Genomic DNA, 24,080 nt, shown 5'->3' on the forward strand with positions numbered 1-24,080 from the left:
ATTATGTGATATTAGCAGCTTTCTTGCCCCGTTTTCAGTAAATAGTGATTTTTCTATATAAATTTTATTTTAGCTAGCAATAGGCGCCTATTGGTTTTTAGCTAAAGTAAAGGTCAAATATCTGGAATTATGGACATAAAATCCCCCTGTGTGAAAAAGATTAGAAAAAAGTGCAGCGCACATACGACAGAGATTAAGTATACGTTTATACACTGAAGAAGATACGCTACGCTTTTTGATTAAAAGTTTGACTGAAAAGTCTGCAGACAAAGATAGATTTTGAGCTCTTAAAATATCTCTAACTGTAATTATAATCAGATTTAAAATATATGGAAGCAATTTTTTACATTCCCTTATCATTTGTTACTTTTCTATTTCTTGCTTTATTCTTTTCTTTTTTTCTCTTTCAAGACAGGTTCTAAGAAATTTGAATTAATGCGAAAATATGCTATAATTAAAGCATAGGTTAGTACGGATAGATCAGTTATGACAGTTCCAAAAGCAAAAAATAAGCCTTTAGAATCATCTACTCAGGTGACCGGGCAAAATGAAATGCTCTTCAAGAAGGAACATAAGGAAATTTACGATTACTTTGTGAAAGTATTAGAAGTTAAAGCCAAATTAAAGGAGAGCAAAGGAATAACTGATTATTTTATATTAGCTTACAAGAAGATACTACTAACTAATGTCAATCCAGAAAAGATAAGACCACTCAGTGAAGAGAATTTTTGTCAGTTTTTACTTTCTATATTTAAAGAAGTTAGAGAGAAAAAATTGGCTATAGAGGAAGATATTAAAGTAAAGCAAATAGTAGAAGGATGCTTAGATGATGTACGTGGTACAGAAGCTAGGGATTGGGTTGTTGATTTTGTTAAGCGTAAAATACCTGGAAGAGGATTATTAGAAAAAATACCAGGTCTTGGAAAAGTTTTAGATGTTAAGGAAGAAGAGGATAAACCACTACTTAGTGATGAAGAGATGGTAACAAAGTTCTTACGTAAAGTTTTTTTTCCTATTCTTTTTTCCATTGCTTCAATATTAATTTTTGGTCCTATTACACTTGCGATAATTTCTGCTGTTATTGGTACAATATTTGCTGTAAAGGGAGGAATTGAAGTTCTTTTTTCAAATAATAGGCCAGGTACTTTATATGACCCTAGCTCACCAGATAAAGATGATATAGAAAAGAGAGAAAAATTGAATGAAAAAATTCGCAATGGCATTGATGATATTTTAAAAACCCCAATTGAAAGACCTCTTGAAACAATTGCTGACGGGAGTAAAAAACAACCTACTCCGAAACAAGCTTCTCAGGTGGGAAATAAATGGGGTGAGCAGCTTACTATGCTTGATGGAAAAATTACTATAGATCAGCCAGCCAAAAGCACAGAAAAGACAGCAGTCAATTAAGACCTATTTGCCAAAGGTGAATTGTGTAATAGGTCTTTTATTGTTTTATAACACATACAACGGGAGTATGATCAGATGGGTTTTCTAGTTTACGCAACCTATCATCTATGTAACATGTTTCCAATTTATCTGCAGCTTGTGGCGATAGCAGCATATGATCTATTCGCATTCCTTGATTGTTTCTGAGTAAATTGCCTTGATAATTCCACCAAGTGAATTGTTGTAAGTTGAGGTGAGATATTCTAAATGCATCTTTAAAACCAAGATTCAAGATCGCTCTTAATTTCTCACGCTCTTTTATATGAAAGCACACTTGGCCATTTAATAAATTTGAATCAAAAACATCAATTTCATCCAGTGCAACATTATAATCACCAGCTATAATAGTTAACTCTTCATTTTTCAACAAAGTGCCCATCCTTTCATATAGGTTATCAAAAAACTTGAGTTTATACTCAAAAGTATGAGAGTCTGGGCTTTGACCGTTTGGAACGTATACACTTCCTACCCTTACCTTATTATTGGTGTGTTTTATCACACACTCTATATAACGTGCTTCTTGATGACTCTCTACAACATCAATTTTTAATTTTTCCAGTATTGGATATTTAGATAAAACACAAACACCATTTCTTGCAACCTGTCCATAGACAGCATATTCATATCCTAACTTTTCTATCTCTGCATAAGGAAATTGCTCTTCTGTACATTTTATCTCTTGCAGCAAAACTATATCTATCTGACTATCAACTATAAAACTACAAAGTTGGTTAATTCTTTTACGTATGGAGTTTACATTCCAAGTTCCAATCTTTAGCATCAACAATCCTTATTAATTATATCAATTAAACTCTCCCCTGTAGGCAACCTCGATGTTATAATTTTTTTCCACTTGATTAACTTTAAACTATCAGCAATGTTTTTACTCATGGTATATGCAACTGTATTATTCATCACAGGAGATAGCCCACTTTTTAGAACTAATGAACAAAACACCCTTGCTGTCTGTGAGGAAAAAAAAGCAACACTATCAATTTTACCATCCAATAGTAAATTTTTACACCTATTAGTTAGACTCCTTTTAGTAATTGTTTTATAGAGTACAACTTCTCTTACGTTAAAACCTTCTTCAGATAATCTTTTTTTTAGGTCACATGATACTTCTTGTCCCCTTATATATAAGAACTTTATTGCATTTGAATAATGAGCTTTTATGAATGATATCAGACCATCAACGTTGCTGTCTGCTGAGATTATATCGGAAAATCCCAAATTTTTTGCAGCCTGCATAGTTGAATTACCAACCGTAATAATTGGAAAGCCATCCTCTTTACATATTTGACTGAAAGCCTTTACACTGTTTTTACTTGTAGATATCACAACGTCAAATTCATACGCAGATATATCAGGATTTAAGTACTTTATTGTGAATACTGGCTCTATAAAAACTTTGTATCCATATTTTTTCAGCGTGCTTCTTGTGCTCAACGAATCTAATAAAGGCCTTGTCAATAAAATATACTTCATTCTGATTTATTTCACTAGCAGTAAAATAATATCCCTTATACACAAATTATTGAATAAAAACTTTTATTTTTTAAGTTTCTTGCGTAATCTATGAAAAAGGCAAGAGAAACTCAATAGTTGGCCTAGTAATAAAAAATTGATCATAAACAAGCGAATGTTTTTGATCAAATAAAAAAAAGATGTTACTCACTGAGTAACATCTTTTTTAAGAAGATAGATAGTTTTGTTTACTCTCTATATCTTCACTTTTGGAGCTTTATGCTCTACATCAACTTCATCAGTTACTGTTGAAGAAGGTCCCGCCAATTTGTCAAAAGAACCTGTCTTTCTTAAGTCAGCTTGGGTTTTTAACTTGCCATTTTTCTCAGTGAACATACCATGTTGCGGAGAAGAACTTGGTGAATTGAACCCACTATCAGAATTACGACGGTAACTGGCAAAGCTAGAAGTTGTAGCAGTACTGTCAGTGCTTAAATAACCCATTGAATTGCTTCTTGGCGGTTTCTCCGGAGAAACATAAAAACGGCTATTTCCTATCTCCGCAGATTGTATCTGATCCAACTCATAATCTTGATATCTTATATAAGTAGCTTCCTCTGGCTTTTTGTCACCTTTTAGAGATGATGACAACTTGCTCCAAAATGAAGTAGATGCTTTTACTTCCTTGTGCTCACTAGGGTTTAACAACTCCGCTTCGCTGCTAGTAGTGCTGTAACTACTTAAAGAATTCATTGAACTACTTCCTGATAAGCTATTTTCCAGTGAATTCATAGAACTTGCTTTATGCCTTTTTGCTAACTTATTAAGCCTTTCTAAAGTATTAAAACGAGTATGCTTTTCCTTGCATTCTTTAATAACTTCCTTAATCTCATCATGATGTTCAGAGAAAATTTCATATAGGCTGCTATTATCTTTAGCTAACAAATGTTGCAACTTCTTAGCATCTAATTTATTGATAAAATCTATTTGCTGCTTCAATCGGTTGATCAACTGGTCCTTTTTGGCACTGTGTTGACCATCAACAGAATAAGCTTTCTCTAATATTTTTTCCCCCAGCTTAGAAAATATTTTCCTAGTTAAAGCAGAGCTATTCACACCTTTGTCTTCAAAAACTTCCTTGACAAACATTTCCTTTACACTATTAAAACTTCTCGTTTTTTCTTTTGTTTTCAAAATAACAGTTTGATCTTCATTACCTATTGAATATGCGATGCCATCTAAACTAGACATGCTTGCACCACTATCACTCATCTTCCTTCCAAGGTTTTGAATGTTATCCCCCATTTTTCTTAATGTAGAGCTAGCTCTCTCTTGTGTTGCCTGTTTTACAGAACTTGCAGTTTCTTTTACCGAATTCTTGGCATATACAGCACCATCCTTAATTTTTCTGCCAATATGCTTCGCTCCTTCAACTGTTTTTTCTGCTGACCATTTGAGTCCTTTATATCCAGATAGAACTGCTTTTACAGCAACTTTCACAGCGAAAAATAAAGTAAGACCAACTATAGCACCTGGTATAGCAAGTGTTGCACCAACTGCCAAAAGTGGTAGCACTGCTGTAAATAATCCACTTGCTGTACCTACTACAAGAGCCTTATCTCCTTGCTTCATTTTAGAGAATTCTGTATCTCCTTTTAACAAGTCAGTAATTCTTTCCTTTAGTTTTTTAGAATCATGAACAATATCTGCACTTAATGAATCTTGCATAATTGTACTAACACCAAAATTATCTTGTTGAGCTTCAACAGGACGTGAGTTAGATTTTATTTCACTAGGTGACATTTTTAACCTCACTATTAATTAAACATACTAATATTGTATATACATGATTCTTAAGTTAGGGTTAATTCACCTAACAATGTCCACTTGCTTTTAAATGATTTTGCTTGATGTGTTTTTTTGAAAGCACAGAAAATTAGTGATTGTTGCGGTATGATGTTTCGTTTGGATTAGCTATAGTTGAAGTAAAAACTCATAATCCTAAAGGGGTAGATTTTTCCGTAGCCTTAGCAGGAACTGTGTTTGGATCTGATAGTTCTGTTCTGACATATTTGCCTTCTTTATCATATAGATCACGGAGATCACTCATTTCCACGTCAGTTTGAACTTCCATTCCTCTAGTCTCTTTTTGATCTGTTGAAGATGATGCATCAACTCCTACATTTTTAGCCTGTGTACCTTGGTCTTGTGTTTTAGGAACTGTAGTTTCGTGATCACTTGCCTGGATTCCTCTACTTTCATATTCAACTTCAGTTTGAGTTGCCTGACCTTTTTCCTGCTGTAATATGTTCTGCAGTTGCTCTAGACTCTCTTTGACAGATGCCAGCTCTTCCCCTGTACACGTTAACATCCCTTCCTTTTCCTTAAGCTGTTGTTTAAGCTTATCTATTTCTGATTGTTGCTTTCTGAACGATGTTGAATCTGTACTTTTTGCTCTTAATTGTCTAAATAAATTTTCCTTTTCTTCTGCCAATTTTTCTATTTGCTTAGTCAGCTTATCTTTATTATCGATAAATTTAATCTCAGCTTGTTTTAGTTTACGGGTTAAATTTTCAATATACTCACTATCTTCGTTTTTTACTTCCGAATACTTTGCCCTTAAATATTGAAGCTTTCCTTCTAATTTCTGGCTCTCTCTTACTATCTGCTGTATCTTTTCATCCTTCTGCTTAATTTCTTCTCTCAAACTCTCTATTTTCTCATTTTTCTTCACTCCTTCTATCTCATCTGCAAGAGACTTTTTACCTATACTAGATTGCTGAATTGCTATTTCTAAATCTTCTTTTTTTTTGTACAGTTGATTTAATTCCTTAACTAATTCTTGATTCTTTAATTGCTCTTTACTCATAAGCGACTCAATTAAAGTACCTTGTTCCTTTATTCTTTGATTTTTTTCAGATATAACTTGCCGTTGTTTATTAACTTCATCCCTCAAGAAGTCACGCTGATCTGCAAGTTTGTTAATTTCATTTATAGTCTCATCTACTCCTTTTAGTCCTTCTTGTTCATACTTTCTCTCATAATCTTTGTGCATTTTTTGTTTATCGTAACCGTCGTCAATGTATTCATCAGTGATTTCAGACTCTTCATCACCAATTTCGCTCTCAGTGAAAAAAGAACTTCTGCGTGAAGAAGGTGTACTAAGAGAAGAATATCCACTGCTACTTGGTATAGGTGACTGTGGTGAATCTTTTGTAAATGTTTCCTCTGCTGGTGTTTGTTGATCGTTCACACTTTTGCCCGTATCAGTGCAAGCTTGATGTAGAGTTTTGCCATTGATAAAAACTTCTGTGTTTTGTTCTACTAATTCTAATATTTTCTTTTTTGTTTCTTCTGATTCTAAATCTTTGAAAATTAAATCACCAAATTTTGGTTCACCAATCACTCTTTTTATGCCCTTAGAATTTACTTCTACAGTCATGCTACAATCTATGCTATTGCCTTTAGAATCCTTAGCTTGCCAGTTAATGGTCATCTCACATGAGCTTGAACCAGCAAAATTATAGTGCCTTTCGCTGCCTTTTTTGGTTGCAGTTATTTGACTATCTTTCCCTAAAGATAGGTTATAAACCTTACCTTCGTCACTGGCTCTTAAAAGGGTGCTAATCTCTATTGGTTTTTCTTTATTTTCAAATCTAATTTGAAAGTCATTATCTTTTGTTGTATATACTAAGAAATTTTCACCTGGTAGAGATTCTTCAAAATTTTTATGTGTTTCAATTTATTAATTGCTCAAACTTGTGAAACTCATCTTTCCACTTTGAACTTACCTGTTCTTTAATGTTCTCATCTTTGTGTAAAGGACCAATAAAGTACCAAATTAAGTTTTCTTCCTCTAATTTTTTTATAAAATCCTGAAAATTGTTGCAAGATTCAATGAAACTTAAAATATCATTTTTCTTCTGATCATCTACATCTAAATCTTGATTTTCAGCTATAAATAAGTTTTCTTTTAGCATAATTTCTGTTTTTAGAGAACTATATTATAATATTAACATATTTTCTTAAAAAATCAACTAATTTTATAGTTAAATAAACTTGAGTATTTGACGGGAATGTTATATATTAACCACTCCAAGAAGTGCACTATGGACAATACTATTATAAGAAAATACGATATTAGAGGTGTGGTAGGCAGAGACCTGCAGATCAGTGATGGGTATGAAATAGGCAGAAAATTTGGTCAAACTGCAGCTAACGTTTGTGTAGGCTATGACAGCAGGATAGATTCACCAAGTATAGAAAAAGAATTAATCAGAGGTTTAATTTTATCCGGTGCAAATGTTATACGGGTTGGACTATGCTCTTCACCTATGCTCTATGCTGCAACAATGCAGGCAGATCTTGGGATTATGATCACTGCTTCTCATAATCCCAGAGAATATAACGGCTTTAAATTTTTCAGTAGTAAAAAAGTTTACTCAGATCAAGAAATGAAGGAAATTATAGGCATTACAATTAAAAACAGCACGAAAATTGGAAGCTTAATTAACACGAATATATATAGTGAGTACGTTAACATATTAAAAAATGCGCTCAAGAATAACGCTACACAAAAACTAAAAATAGCTTGGGATTTTGGCAATAGTCCAACAATTGTAAGGTATATTGAAAAGATTTTACCAGATCATATACACATCGTAACCAATAGCTTTATAGATGGAACGTTTCCACTGCACGACCCAGATCCCATAGAAGAGAAAAATCTTGCTCAGTTAATAGATATTGTCAAGAAAGATAAATGTGATCTTGGTATTGCACTTGATGGTGATGGTGATAGGGTACGCTTGATTGATAATAAAGGTAATGTTGTTTCCAATGATCACTTGTTTATGATTTTTGCACGTGAAGTATTGGCGGAACACCCAAAAAGCAAAGTTATTGCCAACGTAAAAATGAGTATGAAAGTGCATGATTTCGTTAGCAAATTAGGGGGGCAAGTAATTACCTGTGCCACTGGACACTCACTAGTTAAGAAAAAGATGGTAGAAGAAGGGGCAAAATTTGCCGGTGAACTCAGTGGGCATTTTTTCTTTTCTGAGCTGGGTTTCGATGATGGACTATATTCTGCTGTTAAAGTCATTAACATTTTACTTAAGAAAAACCACAGCCTATCTGAGATGATTGAAGATTTGCCAAAGTTATATATCACTCATGAAGTGAAAATTGTAGTGAAGGATGAGAAAAAATTTCAAATAATTGAGTCAGTAAAGGAGACACTAAAGAAGAAAAATATTGTATTTTCAGAGCTTGATGGTATTAAGGTAAACGATAATAAAGGTTGGTGGCTTCTTAGAGTATCAAATACGCAAAACTGCATTACAGCAAGATGTGAAGGAAATACCTTAGAAGATTTTGAACTCACTAAAAAAGTTTTGTTTTATTACATTGATGAACTAAAATTATACATTTAAATTTTTTTTGATGGTTTACTTATTAGTCAATGTTTGCAGTTTTGTTTGATTAGTCATAGGAATTGGTAACCTATGGCGAATTGCTGTGGATAATAGCTGTCTAAGCTAATTTAGCTATAGAAAATGAACACTCACTTTTCTTTATTGTTTTGAGATTTTTCTTTATCAACCATTTCCTCACCGATCTCTTTTATTTTTAGTATCAATGACTCTGGCACATACATGTTAATTACTTCTTCTGTTGTCACAAATAAAGCCTGATAAGAGTGTGAATTTATTATCCAATTGGGCAATATGTCTTCTGCTTCTATTTTAGACTCTCCCTCTTTTTTATCGTATACTGTGTGGCAATATAAGTGCACAGCAAAAAATAGTACATAAGAAAGCAATATTCCTCTAAGTGCTCCGACAAACATTCCAGTAACTCTATCCATTAATCCCAACCTTATAGGTGATAATATGTACATTAGCCAGTTATTCATTGTCATGAATGTAAGATTAAGTATGATAAATACAGAGATTGTAGAAAGTATGTTTTGTGTAACTTTAGAGTCAAAATACTTACTATAATTTATAATAAAAAAATCATAGTAACTAGCTGTCAAAAAGACTGATAAGAGCAAGAACATTAATGCACATAGCTCTTTTATAAAACCTCTAGTTATTGATATTATTACACACAAGACAATAATAAAAATAATTAGGCTATCGAAAAACATATTTTGTATCTATATGATTTTCAAGATATAATAGTTGTAAATAACAAGGTTGTAAAATTAATTGTGTTGATATTTTATCAGCTGGTCTAAGTACCGAGCAATCATATCAACTTCTAAATTTAGGTAATTACCTGTTTTATTATGCTGAAAAGTTGTGTTTTTCCATGTATAGGGAATGATATTCACAGTGAATTCTTGATCGACAACTGAATTTACTGTAAGGGAAACTCCATCTAGCGTTACAGAACCCTTTTTCGCAACAAATTTAATTAATTCTTGTGTGCACGATAGCTTGATTTCATGAGAATCTAAATCTTGTTCAATTATTAAAATTCTTGCTATCCCATCAACATGACCCTGAACTAGGTGGCCGTCAATTCTGTCACTCAGTTTCATTGCTTGTTCTAGGTTTATTTTTTTCCCTGTTTTCCACGTATTTAAGTTAGAAACCTTCATGGTTTCTTGAGATACTTGAACTGTGAATACATTGCTCATTATGTTGACAACAGTTAAACACACTCCTGAGCAGGATATTGAATCTCCTTTGTTTATAGAGGATAAATTTTGTGTCTCAATATGGAAGATTTGATCAGAGTTAGGATGGATAGTGATATCAGTTATAGTGCCAATATCTTTGATAATTCCTTTAAACATGCAATAAAATAAATAATTATATCACAAAAGATCTTATTTGTTAGGTGCGCAAAGGAAGATCTTTTTTACTTATCTGCTCAATAGATTCTACAGAATATTCAGAATATAGAAAGTAAGCCAGGTTCAAAACGCACAGTGTAATTAATATTGGTAACCCTATGTTTAATGTTAGACCGATACTTTCCCTTTTTTCTGTTGGCACCAATTCCTTTAAAATTGACACTTTTTCCAGCGGCAAGTGCCATAGGCAGAGTGCTGATATAGAAGCTGCTACTAAAAATAGACAAAAATAAGTCTCTTTTGAAGAAAATACAGTTTTTAATGGTGATTTGAGCCTAATATTAGTAGGCAATGGAGTTTTAGCTTCATTTGTTTTTGGTAAATGGTCTACAGCTTTGCTTGGCAAAATTTCATGAGAAACATTTTTAGGCTGTGGAGAAGGTTGGCTTGAAACTAATTTGAGTAATTGCACTTTTTTTCTATATACTTGCTTTTGTAAGTATTCTTTACCTAGAAGTGAGTTATTAGGAGGTTGTGGCCTTTTGAGTACCTCTAGCACTTCTGATATTTCATCTGGTTCTAATATCTCATGTAATTGTTTATCTTGAAAGTAAACAATATTGAATATTGAGTTGAAAATATTGCTAAATGTTTCTGGATCTTGATTTTTGTATCCATTTATCACTTCAATAAATATTTCATCAAGTTTTTTCTCTCTACGCTCAATCTGGTTATCTATCATAGCTACTCTAGCATCATTTTGAGCTTGTTTTATGATAGATTGTTTTTCTTCTTCTGATAGTTCTTGAGCTTGCTTTTTTGACTTCTTTTTTCTGTTAGCCTTAAAATAATCTGTGTGCGAAGTAGTTTGACCTATATCCCGTTCCACTTCTTGAGGAATTGGATTTCCTATACTACCCTCTGTTATCCTCACTTTTACCCACAAATAAAAAAGTGAGTAAAATGGATACCAAATAAATTTGGGATTAAAATGAGTGAAGTAAGTACAAATGTGCAATATACTGATGGCTTAGGGGATAAATGGCTGGAAAGAGAGTTAAAACACGTTAATTTAGGAAATACAAGACTTAATAAGAGACTTATTAAAACAGGATATTGTATAGAGGGTAAGGCGTCTGGATCAATTAATCAAAGCTGTAGTGGATGGAAAGAAGCTAAGGGTGCATACAGATTATTTAGCAATGAAAAGCTTAAGGATAAGGAAATTTATTCTTCCCATTACAAAGAAACTATGGAGAGAATGAAAGGAAATCAGTTTGTTTTTTCAGTTCAAGATACAAGTTATTTGGATTTTGACTCTCATATAAAAACCAAGAGGCTAGGTAGTATTTCTAAAGCTTATACGAAGAATAAAATGGGTTTACTGTTGCACAGTGCCTTAATAGTCAGCAAAGGAAGGATTGCCTTTAGGTCTATCTTCTCAACAATGTTGGGCACGTTCTATTAGGGAAAAAGAAAAGGCACAAGAAAAAGCAAACAGGAAATACCGTACCTCCATAGAAGAAAAAGAAAGTTATAAGTGGATAACAGCTCTCAAAGAAAGCATAAACAACCTTCCTGCAAATGTACAACTTGTTACCCTTGGTGATAGAGAGGCAGATATCTTCAAATTTTTATGGATCACTGAGACATTAGGTAGTTTTTATGTAATCCGTAATCGAACTAATAGAAGATTTATCTGTACTGAAATTGGAAAAACAGATTTGCAAACACGCATCACTCAACTGCCAGTAAAGAAGAAAATTTCTCTATAAGTTAATAAAGATAGAAACCAAAGATCAAGGAAAGCTAATATTGAAGTTAAGTATATGAAAGGCTATATACCTATCAGATCTTCTTCAATTTATGGATCAAAAGACACAGTGCATAAAATAAGTGATAAAATCCCTGTATATGTGGTAAGTGCAAAAGAAACAAATCCTCCTGAAGGATTGGAAGCTATTGATTGGACTTTGCTGACTAATGTACCAGTTAATAGCACTTTAGATGCTATAGAAAGGATAAATTGGTATAAGCTAAGATGGAAAATTGAGGAGTATTTCAGGGTTTTAAAATCAGGATGTAAAATATAAAGCTCTCGTTTAACTAGAAAGGAAAGGCTACAGAAATTAATTGCTATAAAGAGCATTATTGCATTTAAAATTTTATATTTAACAAAAGTCGCTTTATCAAATCCCATGGAAACCTGTACTAAAATTTTAAGCAATGAAGAGTGGAAGGCCCTTTTCATACGTGAGCATAAAGTAGCTACATTGCCAGAAGAACCTCCAAAAATAAAACAAGCTATTATTTGGTTAGGAAAATTAGGTGGATTTATGAATAGAAAAAGTGATAATTTACCAGGGGCTATGACTCTATGGCGGGGCTATGAAAATCTTAAGGAGAGCATAGTTATGCTTCACATCATGACCTCTCAAAATTGTGGGTAAAAGTGAGGTTAAGAAGAAGTGGCGTAAGGAAGAAAGGAAATAAGAAAAAGCTATTTTATATATTAATTAATAAAGTGAAATATTCAAAAAAGCATAAGGGTCAAGTTAAGGAAATAAAGGTATGAAGAAGATAGGATAAGAAGATATAAAATTCTCTCGGATATATTTTAGTGAGAGAACTAATGATGAATAAAATAAATTGCTTATCAAATTACCTCAACAAATTTTTCAATGAAATGGCAAATAATTGAAACAGAAAAGGAAAAGAAAATTGAGTAATTGATGATTCATAAAAGCTATAATTTTGGGTAATATAGGGGTTACAAACTGAATCATAGATACAATGTGCCAATTATTAAATGAAGAATCTGTGATAATAACGAAACAGGGTTTAGATTTCAGGTTTACTAAAGAAGCAGTAGAATTTATGAAAAGAATGTACAATGGCTTTATTTAAAATACCCTGCAAATTGATTGTAGAATCTTGCAGCAATTTAAAAGCATTGGATAGTAGCTTTGCCTAACAGCATGGAAAATCTATATAAAGGTTATGGACAAAGGTTATGAGAGTAACACTAAGTGTGGAATAAAGTTAAAATTAGTTTTTGATTACCTAAATCAGACATTGGATCAACTTAACATAACGGAGGGAGTAAGAAGGTTATAGGGAGAAGTTGCTAATATCTGACCTTGGTTCAAGTTCTTTTAAACAAATCAATGGAACGGGAGCTTATTTTATAAGTCGTTGATACCAATGTATATGCTATAGAAACAAATCAAAAAATGGAATTATTGGAATGTTTAGGAGACAAGCTATTTTTAGAAATGAAGGTGTTGTTGGGAAAAGAAGCAAAGATTAGAGTAAGAATGATATATCATAAATTAACTGAAGAGCAGTCTCTAGCCAGAAGAAGAAAAGCTAATAAATTGGCAAAATCACATGATCTTCCAAAAGTAATCAGAAATTGTTGAACTGGTCAAAACTAATATTCCAGAGGATAAAATTAGTGCTGAGCAAGTATTACAGAGTAAGGTGGCAAATTTAGTTGTTTTTTAAACTATACAAGAGCTACATAAGACTTAAAAGGGAAGCCACACAGAGTATTGTGTGAATTATATGCTAAATTATGTGCAATTCTCATATTTCATGAGTTGTACAAAATTAAAAAAGAATACAGAACTCAGTTTAACAAAGGCATTTATTGAGCTAAAAAGGCGGATTAGAGAGTTATTTTTAGCACTAAAGAATAGAGTTAATAGTTTGAAAATTTTTCTTAAAAAGATTGCAATAACTTGTTCATGATTTTCATTAAAAGACAAGTACAGAAAAACTAGAGTATCTACTTTAACTTCCCTAAATTTTCAACGTTCATATGATTATAAGCAGTATAGCTATTAATCATCGATTATTGATATACCTGAATTATTCTCAGTAAATAAATCAAGTATAATGTTAGGTACTCTACCATCAACTATGTGAACAACCCCTGCACATTCTTCTACCATTTTAGTATATGACATAAGCCTTTCAACAAATTTTTCTCCTTTAATTTTTCCACAATCAATCGATTCTTTTAAATTTTTAATCAAGACTCTTCTATTGCCAAATTTGTTTATTTCTTCATCTGTATCACTCAAGATTATCATTTTAGATGCGTAAACTGCAAGTGCAATTGCACTTGCAGTGCTATCAGTATCAATATGGTATGTTTCTCCATTTTTTCCATAACCGATAGGTGCAATAACTGGTATAGAATCTGATTCTTCAATAAAGAATAATATATCAGGATTGATTTCAGTTGGTCTACCGATAAATCCCATGTCTAGTATTTTTTCAATATTATTTAATCTATTTTCCCTAAGCGTAGTGCTTATCTTTTCAGCTTTTATGAGGTTTCCATCTTTTCCACATAATCCAATAGCTGAACCACCAGCAGAATTTATATGCTGAACAATTTTTTTATTAATTGAACCACACAGTGCCATTTCAATGATTTTCATAGTGCTTTTGTCTGTAAGTCTGACGCCATTTATAAACTTATCTTCCATACCTAGCATTTTTAATACTGAGTCAATTTCATATTCTCCATCATGAACTATCACCAGATTTATACCAAGCTGTTTCAACAGGACAACATTATGCGCAAAAGCACTAAGCAGCGTTTCATCTGAGATTACTACACTGCTGCACTTGATGATAAAAGTTTCGCCTACAAATTTAGGTATGCTAGACAGCACTTCAAATAATATTTCTGCTTTTTCCTTCAATGGCATCTTACCATTTAAAGATTCATCACTTTTCATTTTTTTATCTTGTAAATTTGAAAAACTCATCTCTTACCTTGGTTATTTTATGCTTAACACGAATGCTTATTTGATGAATTGATACATGTTCATTATTAACCCACTTTTGAGTGTTTTCTAGAATAGTATCTAGACTTTCCTGATTCACTTTATCTATTTTTGTTAGCACAATATTAAAGTTAATATTATTACATATTAACCAATAAACAAAGTCTTTGTCTATTTCTTTTAATCCTACCTTGCTATCTATAAGCACAAACACTCTTTTTAGATTTCTCCTGTGAATTAGATAATACTCAATTAGGTTTAAGTACTGTACTGCTTCTTCTTTGCTTGCGCAAGAATAGCCATAACCCGGTAGGTCGACAATCCTAAACTTATCATTGTACATAGAGTAAAAATTTATTTGTCTAGTGCATCCAGGTTTAGAAGAAACTCTTGCAGCTTTTTTGCTGTTTATCAGCAAGTTGATCAAACTCGATTTTCCTACGTTTGATCTACCAGCAAACGCAATCTCTGGAGCCGACTCATCTGGTAATGATTTTTTGTCTGAAGCTCCAAATATGAAGCTGCAGATTGATGTTATCTGTTTTGCCATTATACTTAGGTAGAAATATTCGAGACAATTATAGTGTTATTGCTTGATATAAGAAATTTTTTATTTCAGTATATATTACTTACTTAAACAGCTAAAAACTAGAGCTATACTATATGGATATAGAGAATAATTTACAAGACTTAAAAAAAAAGTTTTCTGATGTAGAGAGAAATCTGGAAAACCCTACCAATTTGAGTCAAAAAGAATTCGTTAGTTTTTCAAAGGAATACTCTGAACTCAGACCAATTATCGAGATAATCGATGAATATAATGTATTAAAAGAGGAAATTTCAGATTTAGAAGAAATCATGAAAGATGAGAACAGCGAGAGTGATATAAAAGAGTTAGCAAAAGAAGAACTTCTTGAGAAGCAAAAGATACTATTACCAAAAGTAAAAGCCAAGCTAAAGTTAGCGCTATTGCCAAAAGATGAAGATGACTCAAGAAATGCAATATTAGAAATTAGAGCAGGCACAGGAGGAGAAGAAGCAGCATTGTTTGCAGCGATACTATTTCGCATGTATCAAAAATATGCAGAAAGAAGAAATTGGAAATTTGAACCAATAAACATTTCTAACACAGGTATAGGTGGTTATAAAGAAGCTTCTGCAATCATTAATGGAACAGAAGTTTTTGCAAGGTTAAAATTTGAGTCAGGAGTGCACAGAGTACAAAGAGTGCCAGAAACTGAATCCTCAGGAAGGTTGCATACCTCAGCAGCCACTGTTGCAATATTACCTGAAGTTGAGGAGGTTGACTTTAAAATAGAAGAAAAAGACTTGCGAATAGATGTTTACAGGTCTAGTGGCCCTGGCGGGCAATCAGTGAACACAACCGATAGTGCAGTAAGGGTTACTCACTTGCCAACAGGGATAGTTGTTATACAACAGGATGAAAAATCGCAGCACAAAAATAAAGCTAAAGCACTTAAGGTATTGAGAGCTAGGTTATATGAAATTGAAAGACAAAAAAAAGAAATGGAAAGATCAACAATGAGAAAAAGTCAAATTGGTTCTGGAGATCGCTCTGAGCGTATAAGAACTTATAACTTTCCACAATCAAGAATTACAGACCATAGAATTAATCTGACTTCACATCGATTAGAACAGATTATAAAAGAAGGTGAACTAGATGAATTTATTGAGGCATTGATTTCACGAAATGAAGCAGAAAGGTTGGCTGGAGGGGGTAACGTCACTCTTTGAAGGGAATTTGAAGTAAAGCATAGGTATCAGGTTAAAAAGAAGTAAAGTTAGTTGTTCATACGGTTGACAATTATTTAAATTATACTATAATTAGAATCTCTATAACTTATAAAAACCATGGAAGTTGACTTTAATCAATATGTTAATAGTAACACCTTAGGGTTAAATAATCTATATATATATGGAAAAGCTAGTAAACTTTTTACAGAAAAAGCAAAATATTACAAGCTTGACTTTATCTAATTGCTATATTGATGCTCAGTGTGGAGAAGTTTTAAATGAAGCATTAGAAAGTATTAATCTTCCAAATATTACTGAGTGTAAATTAACTTCTAGCATTATTGGCGCAGAAGGTTCGATAGCAATCACTAAATTGTTAAAGAATGGTAACTTTCCAAATCTTGTTAAACTTGATTTAATTTCTAATGATATTGATGTTGAAGGTGGAATAATATTAATGAATGCACTAAGGGATGGTAGTTTTTCAAATATTAAAGAATTTAATTTACTTTATGACAATGTCTGCAATGAAGGCATAACAGCATTACGTGAATCATGGAAAAGTAATATGTTTCCAAATCTTATTAAGTTTAGTTTTCCCTTTAGTATTACTAATGATAACAAAGATATAGAAATGTCAAGCCAATACCTATTCGGTGAATAGTATCATATAGAAAAAGGCAAGTTACATTTATTTGTTGCTGCTTATAGAACACCCAAATTCAACCATGGACCTGTTAAAAGATGTAGGCAGTCTTACTGCTATTGCGAAAATTCCATCAATAATTTTCTCTCAAAAAGAGACAAGTTTAGTAAAAAATAATGATATTATAAGTGGAACATAAAATAGTCCCACTGCAGTACTAATTAGGAGCAATAAAGTAGCTTTATCTGGTTGATAATTTAAAATATTAGCAAGTATTATACTGGATCCAGAAATCGGAATAATAGCAAGTAAAATCAGTGCTTTATAGATGCTTTCATCATATATACCTGTAACATGCTTGTCTAGTAAGACAATTCCCAAAACAAATAACGGCCAGAATATGTACTTTGCTACAATAGTGGTCAAAGCAAGCTTCCAATCTACTTTAAAATTTGTAATTTGTGCAATACTTACTCCAAGCAGCACCATTCCTAATGTGATAAATGTACTTCTAATATTTATCATAACATCTGTTAAAAAAGTGGGTATTTGTATATCATATATACTTAAAAAGAAACCTAGAATCATCGCATATAATGAAGGAAGTTTGAGTAACTTTAATATGCATTCTTTTGCAGTATAGATACCATTTGCAGCTATATAAAATCCCAAGCTATTTTCAAATAGTGCCATTCCTATGTAACAGACAACATACACAGACACTGAATCTTCATCAAATAAAGCCATGGCAATCGGTAGACCAAAATAACCCATGCTTGTGCTGCCCGAGCTAAACGCTAATATGTTTCTCGTGTTGTCCTTAAATAAAAAAGAAGAAAGATAATACACTAATAAGGACATAGTACTACCTATAAACCATATCAAAATCGGCAGAGAAATTACTTTTAAATTAACTTCTGTATGAGATACTCCGTATAAAATCACTATTGGATTAGCTATATAAAAGAGTATTTGCGATATAGTGTTTCTATCAATTTTAAGGTATTTTCCTGCTAAATAACCAATAAGTATTGTAATGTAAATAGGTAATATTTTGAGGAAAAGAGTAAAGAACATACTAGCCTATTGTGATATCTTTGCTGATAAAGTGATATTAGATTTTAAGGTATTGTAAAAGTAAATAAAATTTATTTTCCAATTAATCAAGTTCATAGTTAGATTCACTGAGTGCCAAAATTTGTTCTTATATAGGACTTAATAATGATATTTTTATGATAAAATTATGTTAAGTTTTTATAAAGCCTCTTGTATGTTTTTATAAACCACTTGTAATAATTTAATCAGAAATTCTTGCCTTAATCATTAAAATCGCACTATTACTTTCCATAATTTTTTTAAAGCCAACTTTTTCGTAAACACGGATTGCACAAACATTTGCTATACCTGGGTCGACAAAGGCATTCTCATAAACTTTAAAGACAAATTTGTTTAAAAATATATTCAAAGCTTGTGAACCAACTCCTTTACCTACATAATTCAGCTCTCCGATATACCAGTCTATAGCAGCACAACTTTCTGGAAGCTCTGAAGTATCGTAGCCTTGTTCAGGTGGAAAATCTTGCCTATTATAGTATTGAATATAACCAATATCAACTGCGTCACAATTAATAATGAATGCATACATCGGTTTTTCAATAATTTGTGTCTCAAACTTCAAACGTTTGAACCCCTTAATGTAGGTACTATATTTTTTCTCAATTAACTCTGGTGTCCAATTTATATCTGCATCCCACCATAGCTTTACGTGAGGTGTTTCTAACCATTTTAATAACAGTCAAAAATGTTCTTCTTTCAACGCTTTAAATGTGATATTTTTATTCATTAATGAAAAATCTCAAATGTTACTACCATTTCTGTTAATCCTGTCTCTAATTGCCAAGTTCATTGAGATTGACATTTCCGTACCTAGTTTTCCTGATATGGTGCGCTATTTTAACGTATCAGAAGGCACAATTCAATTAACTATTGCTTATAATTTTTTAGTCGTTTGCATAGGAGGGTTATTTTTTGGTCCATTGTCTGAATGCTATGGCAGAATAAGTATGATGATCATAGGCAACACTTTGCTACTCATCGGTGCTGTTGGCTGTGTTTTTGCGCTGTCAGTTTCTTGGCTTTTAATCTCTCGCTTTATTCAAGGAATTGGTGTTAGCACGTCTGTAGTTGTGTTTGCAATTATTGCAGACAGCTATAAAGGCAACGAAGCAGTAAAATTTATTGGAATCATGAATTCTATTATCACAGTTCTCATAGCAATTGCACCAGTATTAGGCAGTTTCATCAACAAAATTGTTGGGTGGCGTGGCAACTATGCAAGTGTTGCAATACTTTGTTTCATCTCTTGGGTTTTGCTGCTTTTTTTGTTACCAGAAACAAAAAAGGACCGTGATATTTTTAGTCTAAAAAAAATGATGAAAGACTATAAAAAATTATTATCAAGTTCAAAATTTATGGTGTTGTCTTTGGCACAGAGCCTTTTTTCTGCGGCTTATATGTCATTCATTACTTGTGGCCCTTTTTTGTATATGGAAACTTTTGGTTTATCCAGCACTATTTATGCGCTACATCAAGGTGCAATGGTTGGGTCTTTCTCACTAATTAGCCTGTTTTCCAGTAAGATCTTAAAGAAACTTGGAGCAATTTGGTGTGTAATTTCCGGTACAGGCGTAATTTCTATTGGATCCCTATCACTTTTAATATTCAGTATAATCATGCCCAGTGCTTACTACTTAGTAACGCTGTCTATGGTTATTTTTTGTATTGGCTGTGGAATTTGTCAAGCAGTCATTTTCAATGCATCATTAAATATTTTCCCTGAAATGAAAGGCACAACTTCTTCTGCAATTTCATTTATTAGAGCTTCTATCATGGCTATTTTTATCGGCTTAACAAGCTACGTTTACGATGGTCAAGCAACCAGTGTAGCTATTCTTGTTTTTTTTGCAGTAGTTCTAATTTACTGTCTATTTATTGTTTTCAAGATCTGGAAAAATCTATAATCACCATATAGATCCTTCTCATTTCTAGTTATTGCGGTAATATGTATTGTAACTTTGCCGGCTGCTCTAGATGTATCTCTTCCAAATCACTAATCTATATTAGTTAAAGAGTATTATCTTGCTCATGCGCCTAAAGTTTGAGAGCCAATTTTCAGCAATCCAATCAAATTCCAATTTTTTTCAAACAACTGTTTCTTGCTATTTTTGTACCTTAAAAAATTTAGCTTACTTTTACGCTAGCTTGTTCAAATAGCATTAGTACGATTTACTTTTTTTGAATGTAGAGATTTTCTAGGGATTGTCCTCTTAAATTCTATAGTATCTTGTTTAACATTGAAACGAGAATCCAGTTTCAAGCATTGAGGTGATGAAGAAAGGGCTGCTTTTATTCCACCCCTCTCAACTACTCGAGTAGTGGACAATGGAATAAGATTACTTTCGTTTATACTAATCAGCACGTCAAATTCTATGCTATTATTGTGTTGTTTGATGTTGCTAGCTCTAATTTTACCATTTCCAAACCAAAACTTTATAGAATTACTCGCATCATGATTGATGTCTGCAGAATCAGGTAAAATAGCAAAATTCGCGTTGTTTACAAATCTAGAAAACGCATTTTTGATGTCGTTAAATGTACCGTAATGGTCTATATGGTCGTCATTAATACTTGTTACAACAGCAATATCTGCAGGAATTTTTAACATAGTTCCATCAGACTCATCAGCCTCAATTAAGAAAATGTCACTTTTGCCAAGTTTTGCATTACTCTGATAGGAATTTAATATTCCTCCAACAATTACAGTGGCGTCAGCACCAGAATGATCAAAAATGGAAGCAATCATAGCTGTCGTCGTCGTCTTGCCACTTGAACCTGAAACTGCTATCACATATTTACCTTTCATAATTTTAACCAGCATGTCTGACCTATGCAAAACGGTTTTATTGTTATTTCTTGCTGCAACTAGCTCCACATTATCAGGTTTTATTGCGGAAGAATGTACAACTATTTTAGCTTGTCTAATACTACTTGCATCGTGACCAATATAGACCTCTATACCTAATTTTTGTAACCTATCTATATTGTCGTTTGATCGCGTATCACTGCCTTGAACTTTATAACTGGAATTATGAAGAATTTCAGCAATTGCGCTCATTCCAATTCCACCTATACCGATTATATGTATTACTTCTTTTTTAGTGCTGTGCATATTTGGCAGTAGACGTTTACTTATTACTAAATTTATTATAGTATAATTTAAAATCCTCATGGTATCGAACCATTTCAATAAGTACAATGATAAAAAAACTAGCCTTTCTATGTCTAATATTCGTTTTGATGAGTAGTTGTAGTTTTAGCAATAGGTGTAATCACACCGCAGGTCATTATAAAATTGGTAATAGCTATACAATAAATGGTATCACCTACCACCCAAAATACTGTAGCTGTTATGAGGAAGTAGGAATAGCATCGTGGTATGGAATAGAAGATCATGGCACAATTACAGCTAACGGTGAAGTGTTTAATCGTCACTTGATTTCTGCAGCACATAAGACCTTGCCCCTACCCTGCTTTGTTCGTGTTACTAATTTAGAAAATGGAAGAAAGCTTGTTATAAGAGTTAATGATAGAGGGCCATTTGTTGAAGGTAGAATAATAGACTTGTCAGAAAAAGCAGCACAAGTTTTAGGACTTCATAAGTCTGGGCTTGCGAAGGTAAAAGTCGAGTACTTGAGAAAGAGTTCAGAACAATTGATACAAAATACTCCTCATTACAAAAGGCAATATGAAAAAGAAATGCAGAAACGTCACCCAAAACAAAACAATGCAGAAAGTAAGGGATATGTAGCATTTTTTGTAAACGCTCAGGTAGCTAAATCAGCTGCATCAAAGCTTCGTAATCAAGGAATAGAAAATGTTAGATTGCTTTTCAAGAATGATCAATATTGCGTAAAAGTAAGTTAAAACCTGCATTACAGATTGTGTAGCATGACAGAAACTATTTGACAAATGAGAATGTTCCAAAAGCATGTACGTCTAGTTAAGAAACTATCGTGAAATATAGTAATATTTAAGATTGGTATTTTATTTGTTACATTTCAGGTAGTGACAGCTACCTCAGCTATAGCTGTAAAAAATAGCATAATCTTATTTCTCTATAAAATACTATTTTCAACTTGAATATGTTGAAAAATATTTTGCATATTATCCAAAAAGTTATTCTCTATAGTAGCTAACTCAGATTGTTTTTGGGATAGATTATCATCCATTGTTCTATTGAAGCAATTAAGATCACTGCACTTTAATTGAGAGTGCATGTCTCCATTTTCATACAGGCCTTTTATGGTATTAAGATATGCCAAATCTTCATCATCATTTTCTGATAGACGCCTTTCTTCGAGTATTGCCTTTAATTTTGAATCTATTGATTTCAAATCAAATTCTTCTATATCTAATTTTCCTTTTATGGTATTAACAGCGTCTTCGTGATACTTTTCATACTTTTCAAAACTCTTTGATATTTTACCTTTTACTTCGTTTTGTAACATCTTTAGCTAATCTTTAGCATGAGGTTTTTCAATTTTTTCCTTCCACTCATCATACGTATATTCTTGTCGAATACCATATTTTGTATCTTGGCACTCGCCTCCTATATTAAACAGTTCTTTGTTACAGATTTTATCACCCTGATAAAAGTGATCACTTATATTGATTTTATCGCTAGTTAAAGTTTGTTTAATTGCTGCTTTATTTTCTGCAAGTTCTTCTCTATATTTAGAGATACAGTTTCTCATTTCTTCTTTACAATCTGTAGTCATAAGCTGTTTCCTTTAATAAAATTAAAACCTATTTTAGCATAAAATAATTAATACTTTATTACTAATCTGAGGTATACTAAGGTAGTGATAAGAAGTCCAGCATCTACAAAGTTTGTTTAAACTATTTTCAAAACGAATAAAATGTAATTTTAGGTAAATAAAATGAATTACGATGTAATCATTTCAGGTGGTGGGCTAATTGGTCTTATTACTGCTATTGGCCTGAGTAATGACTCTGTATCTGTAGGCGTAATTGAGAAAAATAGTTTACCACGTGCAGTTGATGATAATCGAGCATTTGCCATTTCTCAAGGGTCAAAAAAAATACTAAAAAAATTAGCAATTTGGCAGTTCTTAGAAGATGAAGCTGAACCAATACTTGATATATGCATATTAGATGGAGATAGCCCATTTACTGTTCATTATGACCATAAAATGGTTGGTGAAGAGCCAATGGGTTATGTAATCAAGAGTGCTATTATATGGAATGCAATCAATAATAATTTTTTGCATAAACTCAATATATATTCTCCACGTTCCTATAAAACAATCGCTTGTGACGAAGGATACGTGGAAGTTACTCTTGATAATGATCAAAGATTGATATCATCGCTATTTATCTGCGCTGAAGGTAAAAACTCTAAGTTGCCAGAGTTATTTTCTATACCAATGATAAAATTTGATTATAAACAAAATAGCATGGTATTTAATGTAAAGCATGAATTACATCACCAAAACTTAGCTGTAGAGCGGTTTTTTCCTGGTGGTCCATTTGCAATTTTGCCAATGAAAGGTGGCTATACTTCTTCAATAGTTTGGACAGAAAAATGCGAAATTTCAAAAATGCTGATGAGCTTATCCGAAGAGGAATTTGTTATAGAACTCAAAAAAAGATTTGGTTCTTATTTGGGAGAAATTGAATTAGAGGGTGAAAGAAGATTCTATCCTTTGAGTTTTTCTTTTGCAAGAAAGCTGCATAAAAGGAGAATTTTGCTGATTGGAGATGCAGCACATTCAATCCACCCGGTTGCAGGTCAAGGACTTAACCTTGGAATGAGAGATTTAGAGAGTGTTATTAGACAAATAACTGCTGCAAAATCCTCTGGCATTGATGTTGGTAGTAACTATCTATTGAAGAAAATTTCACGTGATAGATACTTTGATAATTTTACTATGGCACTTGCAACTGATGGATTAAATAGGATATTTTCCAATAGAATATTCTGCGCTAGAGCATTTGGTTTAATGGTAGTTGAAAATTCAGATTTTCTTAAAAAACGCTTCATTTGCCACGCTATGGGATTTATGTAAATCAT

The 24,080-nt window shown here is 32.5% G+C and carries 22 protein-coding genes and 4 pseudogenes; 12 read left to right on the plus strand and 14 right to left on the minus strand.

Going from position 1 to position 24,080, the window contains the following annotated elements:
• Window positions 1-486: 486 nt before the first annotated feature.
• Entirely contained in the window at window positions 487-1,410 is a 924-nt protein-coding gene (locus tag AAE962_RS03980; RefSeq protein ID WP_343288667.1) for a hypothetical protein, read from the plus strand.
• Window positions 1,411-1,447: 37 nt separating this feature from the next.
• Here the strand turns inward: AAE962_RS03980 and AAE962_RS03985 are convergent, their stop codons facing one another.
• From AAE962_RS03985 to AAE962_RS04000, 4 genes and pseudogenes are all read right to left on the minus strand, one after another.
• Window positions 1,448-2,230 carry an exodeoxyribonuclease III gene (locus AAE962_RS03985; protein ID WP_343288668.1) on the minus strand — a complete coding sequence of 261 codons (783 nt, stop codon included), beginning with the start codon at window positions 2,228-2,230 and terminating at the stop codon, window positions 1,448-1,450.
• The gene (locus tag AAE962_RS03990; RefSeq protein ID WP_343288669.1) at window positions 2,230-2,937 is read right to left on the minus strand and encodes a uroporphyrinogen-III synthase; all 708 of its coding nucleotides are present in this window, start codon (window positions 2,935-2,937) and stop codon (window positions 2,230-2,232) included. The genes AAE962_RS03985 and AAE962_RS03990 overlap by 1 nt, the downstream gene beginning before the upstream one ends.
• A 234-nt stretch (window positions 2,938-3,171) precedes the next feature.
• Window positions 3,172-4,719: a hypothetical protein gene (locus AAE962_RS03995; RefSeq protein WP_343288670.1), complete on the minus strand. Its 1,548-nt coding sequence runs from the start codon at window positions 4,717-4,719 to the stop codon at window positions 3,172-3,174.
• A 190-nt stretch (window positions 4,720-4,909) separates the two neighbouring features.
• A pseudogene (locus tag AAE962_RS04000) lies at window positions 4,910-6,896 on the minus strand (hypothetical protein).
• Window positions 6,897-7,025: 129 nt separating this feature from the next.
• Between AAE962_RS04000 and AAE962_RS04010 the strand changes: the two are divergent.
• The gene (locus AAE962_RS04010; RefSeq protein WP_343288673.1) at window positions 7,026-8,351 is read left to right on the plus strand and encodes a phosphomannomutase/phosphoglucomutase; all 1,326 of its coding nucleotides are present in this window, start codon (window positions 7,026-7,028) and stop codon (window positions 8,349-8,351) included.
• Window positions 8,352-8,482: 131 nt separating this feature from the next.
• On the opposite strand, the gene AAE962_RS04015 is transcribed toward AAE962_RS04010, so the two are convergent.
• The 3 genes and pseudogenes from AAE962_RS04015 to AAE962_RS04025 form a co-directional block, all read right to left on the minus strand.
• Window positions 8,483-9,070, minus strand: a complete 588-nt coding sequence (locus tag AAE962_RS04015; RefSeq protein ID WP_343288674.1) for a CvpA family protein — start codon at window positions 9,068-9,070, stop codon at window positions 8,483-8,485.
• Between the two features lie 57 nt (window positions 9,071-9,127).
• On the minus strand, window positions 9,128-9,724 hold the full coding sequence (locus AAE962_RS04020) for a riboflavin synthase (RefSeq protein ID WP_343288675.1): 597 nt from the start codon (window positions 9,722-9,724) through the stop codon (window positions 9,128-9,130).
• Between the two features lie 40 nt (window positions 9,725-9,764).
• Window positions 9,765-10,655 (minus strand): annotated as a pseudogene (locus AAE962_RS04025) (hypothetical protein); the annotation flags it as partial.
• A 60-nt stretch (window positions 10,656-10,715) separates the two neighbouring features.
• Here AAE962_RS04025 and AAE962_RS04030 point away from each other — a divergent pair.
• The 5 genes and pseudogenes from AAE962_RS04030 to AAE962_RS04050 all read left to right on the plus strand — a co-directional run bounded on the left by AAE962_RS04030 (window position 10,716) and on the right by AAE962_RS04050 (window position 13,573).
• The gene (locus AAE962_RS04030; RefSeq protein WP_343288676.1) at window positions 10,716-11,192 is read left to right on the plus strand and encodes a transposase DNA-binding-containing protein; all 477 of its coding nucleotides are present in this window, start codon (window positions 10,716-10,718) and stop codon (window positions 11,190-11,192) included.
• Complete coding sequence (locus AAE962_RS04035; protein WP_343288677.1) at window positions 11,146-11,499, plus strand: hypothetical protein; 354 nt, start codon at window positions 11,146-11,148, stop codon at window positions 11,497-11,499. Before AAE962_RS04030 ends, AAE962_RS04035 begins: the two co-directional genes overlap by 47 nt.
• Before the next feature lie 54 nt (window positions 11,500-11,553).
• Window positions 11,554-11,817 carry a hypothetical protein gene (locus AAE962_RS04040; protein WP_343288678.1) on the plus strand — a complete coding sequence of 88 codons (264 nt, stop codon included), beginning with the start codon at window positions 11,554-11,556 and terminating at the stop codon, window positions 11,815-11,817.
• 105 nt (window positions 11,818-11,922) lie between these two features.
• Entirely contained in the window at window positions 11,923-12,174 is a 252-nt protein-coding gene (locus tag AAE962_RS04045; protein WP_343288679.1) for an IS4 family transposase, read from the plus strand.
• A 185-nt stretch (window positions 12,175-12,359) separates the two neighbouring features.
• Window positions 12,360-13,573 (plus strand): annotated as a pseudogene (locus AAE962_RS04050) (IS4 family transposase).
• Here AAE962_RS04050 and argB read toward each other — a convergent pair.
• Entirely contained in the window at window positions 13,570-14,508 is a 939-nt protein-coding gene (gene argB / locus AAE962_RS04055; RefSeq protein ID WP_264336965.1) for an acetylglutamate kinase, read from the minus strand. The pseudogene AAE962_RS04050 and the gene argB overlap by 4 nt on opposite strands.
• Complete coding sequence (gene yihA / locus AAE962_RS04060) at window positions 14,483-15,079, minus strand: ribosome biogenesis GTP-binding protein YihA/YsxC (RefSeq protein WP_410543841.1); 597 nt, start codon at window positions 15,077-15,079, stop codon at window positions 14,483-14,485. Before yihA ends, argB begins: the two co-directional genes overlap by 26 nt.
• 110 nt (window positions 15,080-15,189) lie before the next feature.
• On the opposite strand from yihA, the gene prfA reads away from it, so the two are divergent.
• Both prfA and AAE962_RS04070 read left to right on the plus strand, forming a co-directional pair.
• On the plus strand, window positions 15,190-16,281 hold the full coding sequence (gene prfA, locus AAE962_RS04065) for a peptide chain release factor 1 (protein ID WP_343288681.1): 1,092 nt from the start codon (window positions 15,190-15,192) through the stop codon (window positions 16,279-16,281).
• A gap of 181 nt (window positions 16,282-16,462) precedes the next feature.
• Window positions 16,463-16,945: a hypothetical protein gene (locus AAE962_RS04070; RefSeq protein ID WP_343288682.1), complete on the plus strand. Its 483-nt coding sequence runs from the start codon at window positions 16,463-16,465 to the stop codon at window positions 16,943-16,945.
• A 129-nt stretch (window positions 16,946-17,074) separates the two neighbouring features.
• Here AAE962_RS04070 and AAE962_RS04075 read toward each other — a convergent pair whose 3' ends face one another.
• Both AAE962_RS04075 and AAE962_RS04080 read right to left on the minus strand, forming a co-directional pair.
• Window positions 17,075-18,004 (minus strand): AEC family transporter, encoded by a 930-nt coding sequence (locus tag AAE962_RS04075; RefSeq protein ID WP_343288683.1) that lies wholly within the window; start codon window positions 18,002-18,004, stop codon window positions 17,075-17,077.
• Between the two features lie 220 nt (window positions 18,005-18,224).
• Window positions 18,225-18,722 carry a GNAT family N-acetyltransferase gene (locus AAE962_RS04080; protein WP_343289578.1) on the minus strand — a complete coding sequence of 166 codons (498 nt, stop codon included), beginning with the start codon at window positions 18,720-18,722 and terminating at the stop codon, window positions 18,225-18,227.
• Window positions 18,723-18,786: 64 nt separating this feature from the next.
• Here AAE962_RS04080 and AAE962_RS04085 point away from each other — a divergent pair, with 64 nt between their 5' ends.
• The gene (locus AAE962_RS04085) at window positions 18,787-19,947 is read left to right on the plus strand and encodes an MFS transporter (RefSeq protein WP_343288684.1); all 1,161 of its coding nucleotides are present in this window, start codon (window positions 18,787-18,789) and stop codon (window positions 19,945-19,947) included.
• A gap of 439 nt (window positions 19,948-20,386) precedes the next feature.
• Here the strand turns inward: AAE962_RS04085 and AAE962_RS04090 are convergent.
• Window positions 20,387-21,215, minus strand: a pseudogene (locus tag AAE962_RS04090) (Mur ligase domain-containing protein); the annotation flags it as partial.
• Between the two features lie 26 nt (window positions 21,216-21,241).
• Between AAE962_RS04090 and AAE962_RS04095 the strand changes: the two are divergent.
• Window positions 21,242-21,910: a septal ring lytic transglycosylase RlpA family protein gene (locus AAE962_RS04095; protein ID WP_343288686.1), complete on the plus strand. Its 669-nt coding sequence runs from the start codon at window positions 21,242-21,244 to the stop codon at window positions 21,908-21,910.
• Window positions 21,911-22,101: 191 nt separating this feature from the next.
• Here AAE962_RS04095 and AAE962_RS04100 read toward each other — a convergent pair whose 3' ends face one another.
• Window positions 22,102-22,494 carry a hypothetical protein gene (locus AAE962_RS04100; protein WP_343288687.1) on the minus strand — a complete coding sequence of 131 codons (393 nt, stop codon included), beginning with the start codon at window positions 22,492-22,494 and terminating at the stop codon, window positions 22,102-22,104.
• A gap of 6 nt (window positions 22,495-22,500) precedes the next feature.
• Entirely contained in the window at window positions 22,501-22,764 is a 264-nt protein-coding gene (locus AAE962_RS04105; RefSeq protein WP_343288688.1) for a hypothetical protein, read from the minus strand.
• A 162-nt stretch (window positions 22,765-22,926) separates the two neighbouring features.
• Here AAE962_RS04105 and ubiH point away from each other — a divergent pair, with 162 nt between their 5' ends.
• Window positions 22,927-24,075 carry a 2-octaprenyl-6-methoxyphenyl hydroxylase gene (gene ubiH, locus AAE962_RS04110; protein ID WP_343288689.1) on the plus strand — a complete coding sequence of 383 codons (1,149 nt, stop codon included), beginning with the start codon at window positions 22,927-22,929 and terminating at the stop codon, window positions 24,073-24,075.
• Window positions 24,076-24,080 lie beyond the last annotated feature (5 nt).

It is taken from the genome of Wolbachia endosymbiont of Encarsia formosa, assembly GCF_039540065.1.
Lineage (GTDB): Bacteria > Pseudomonadota > Alphaproteobacteria > Rickettsiales > Anaplasmataceae > Wolbachia.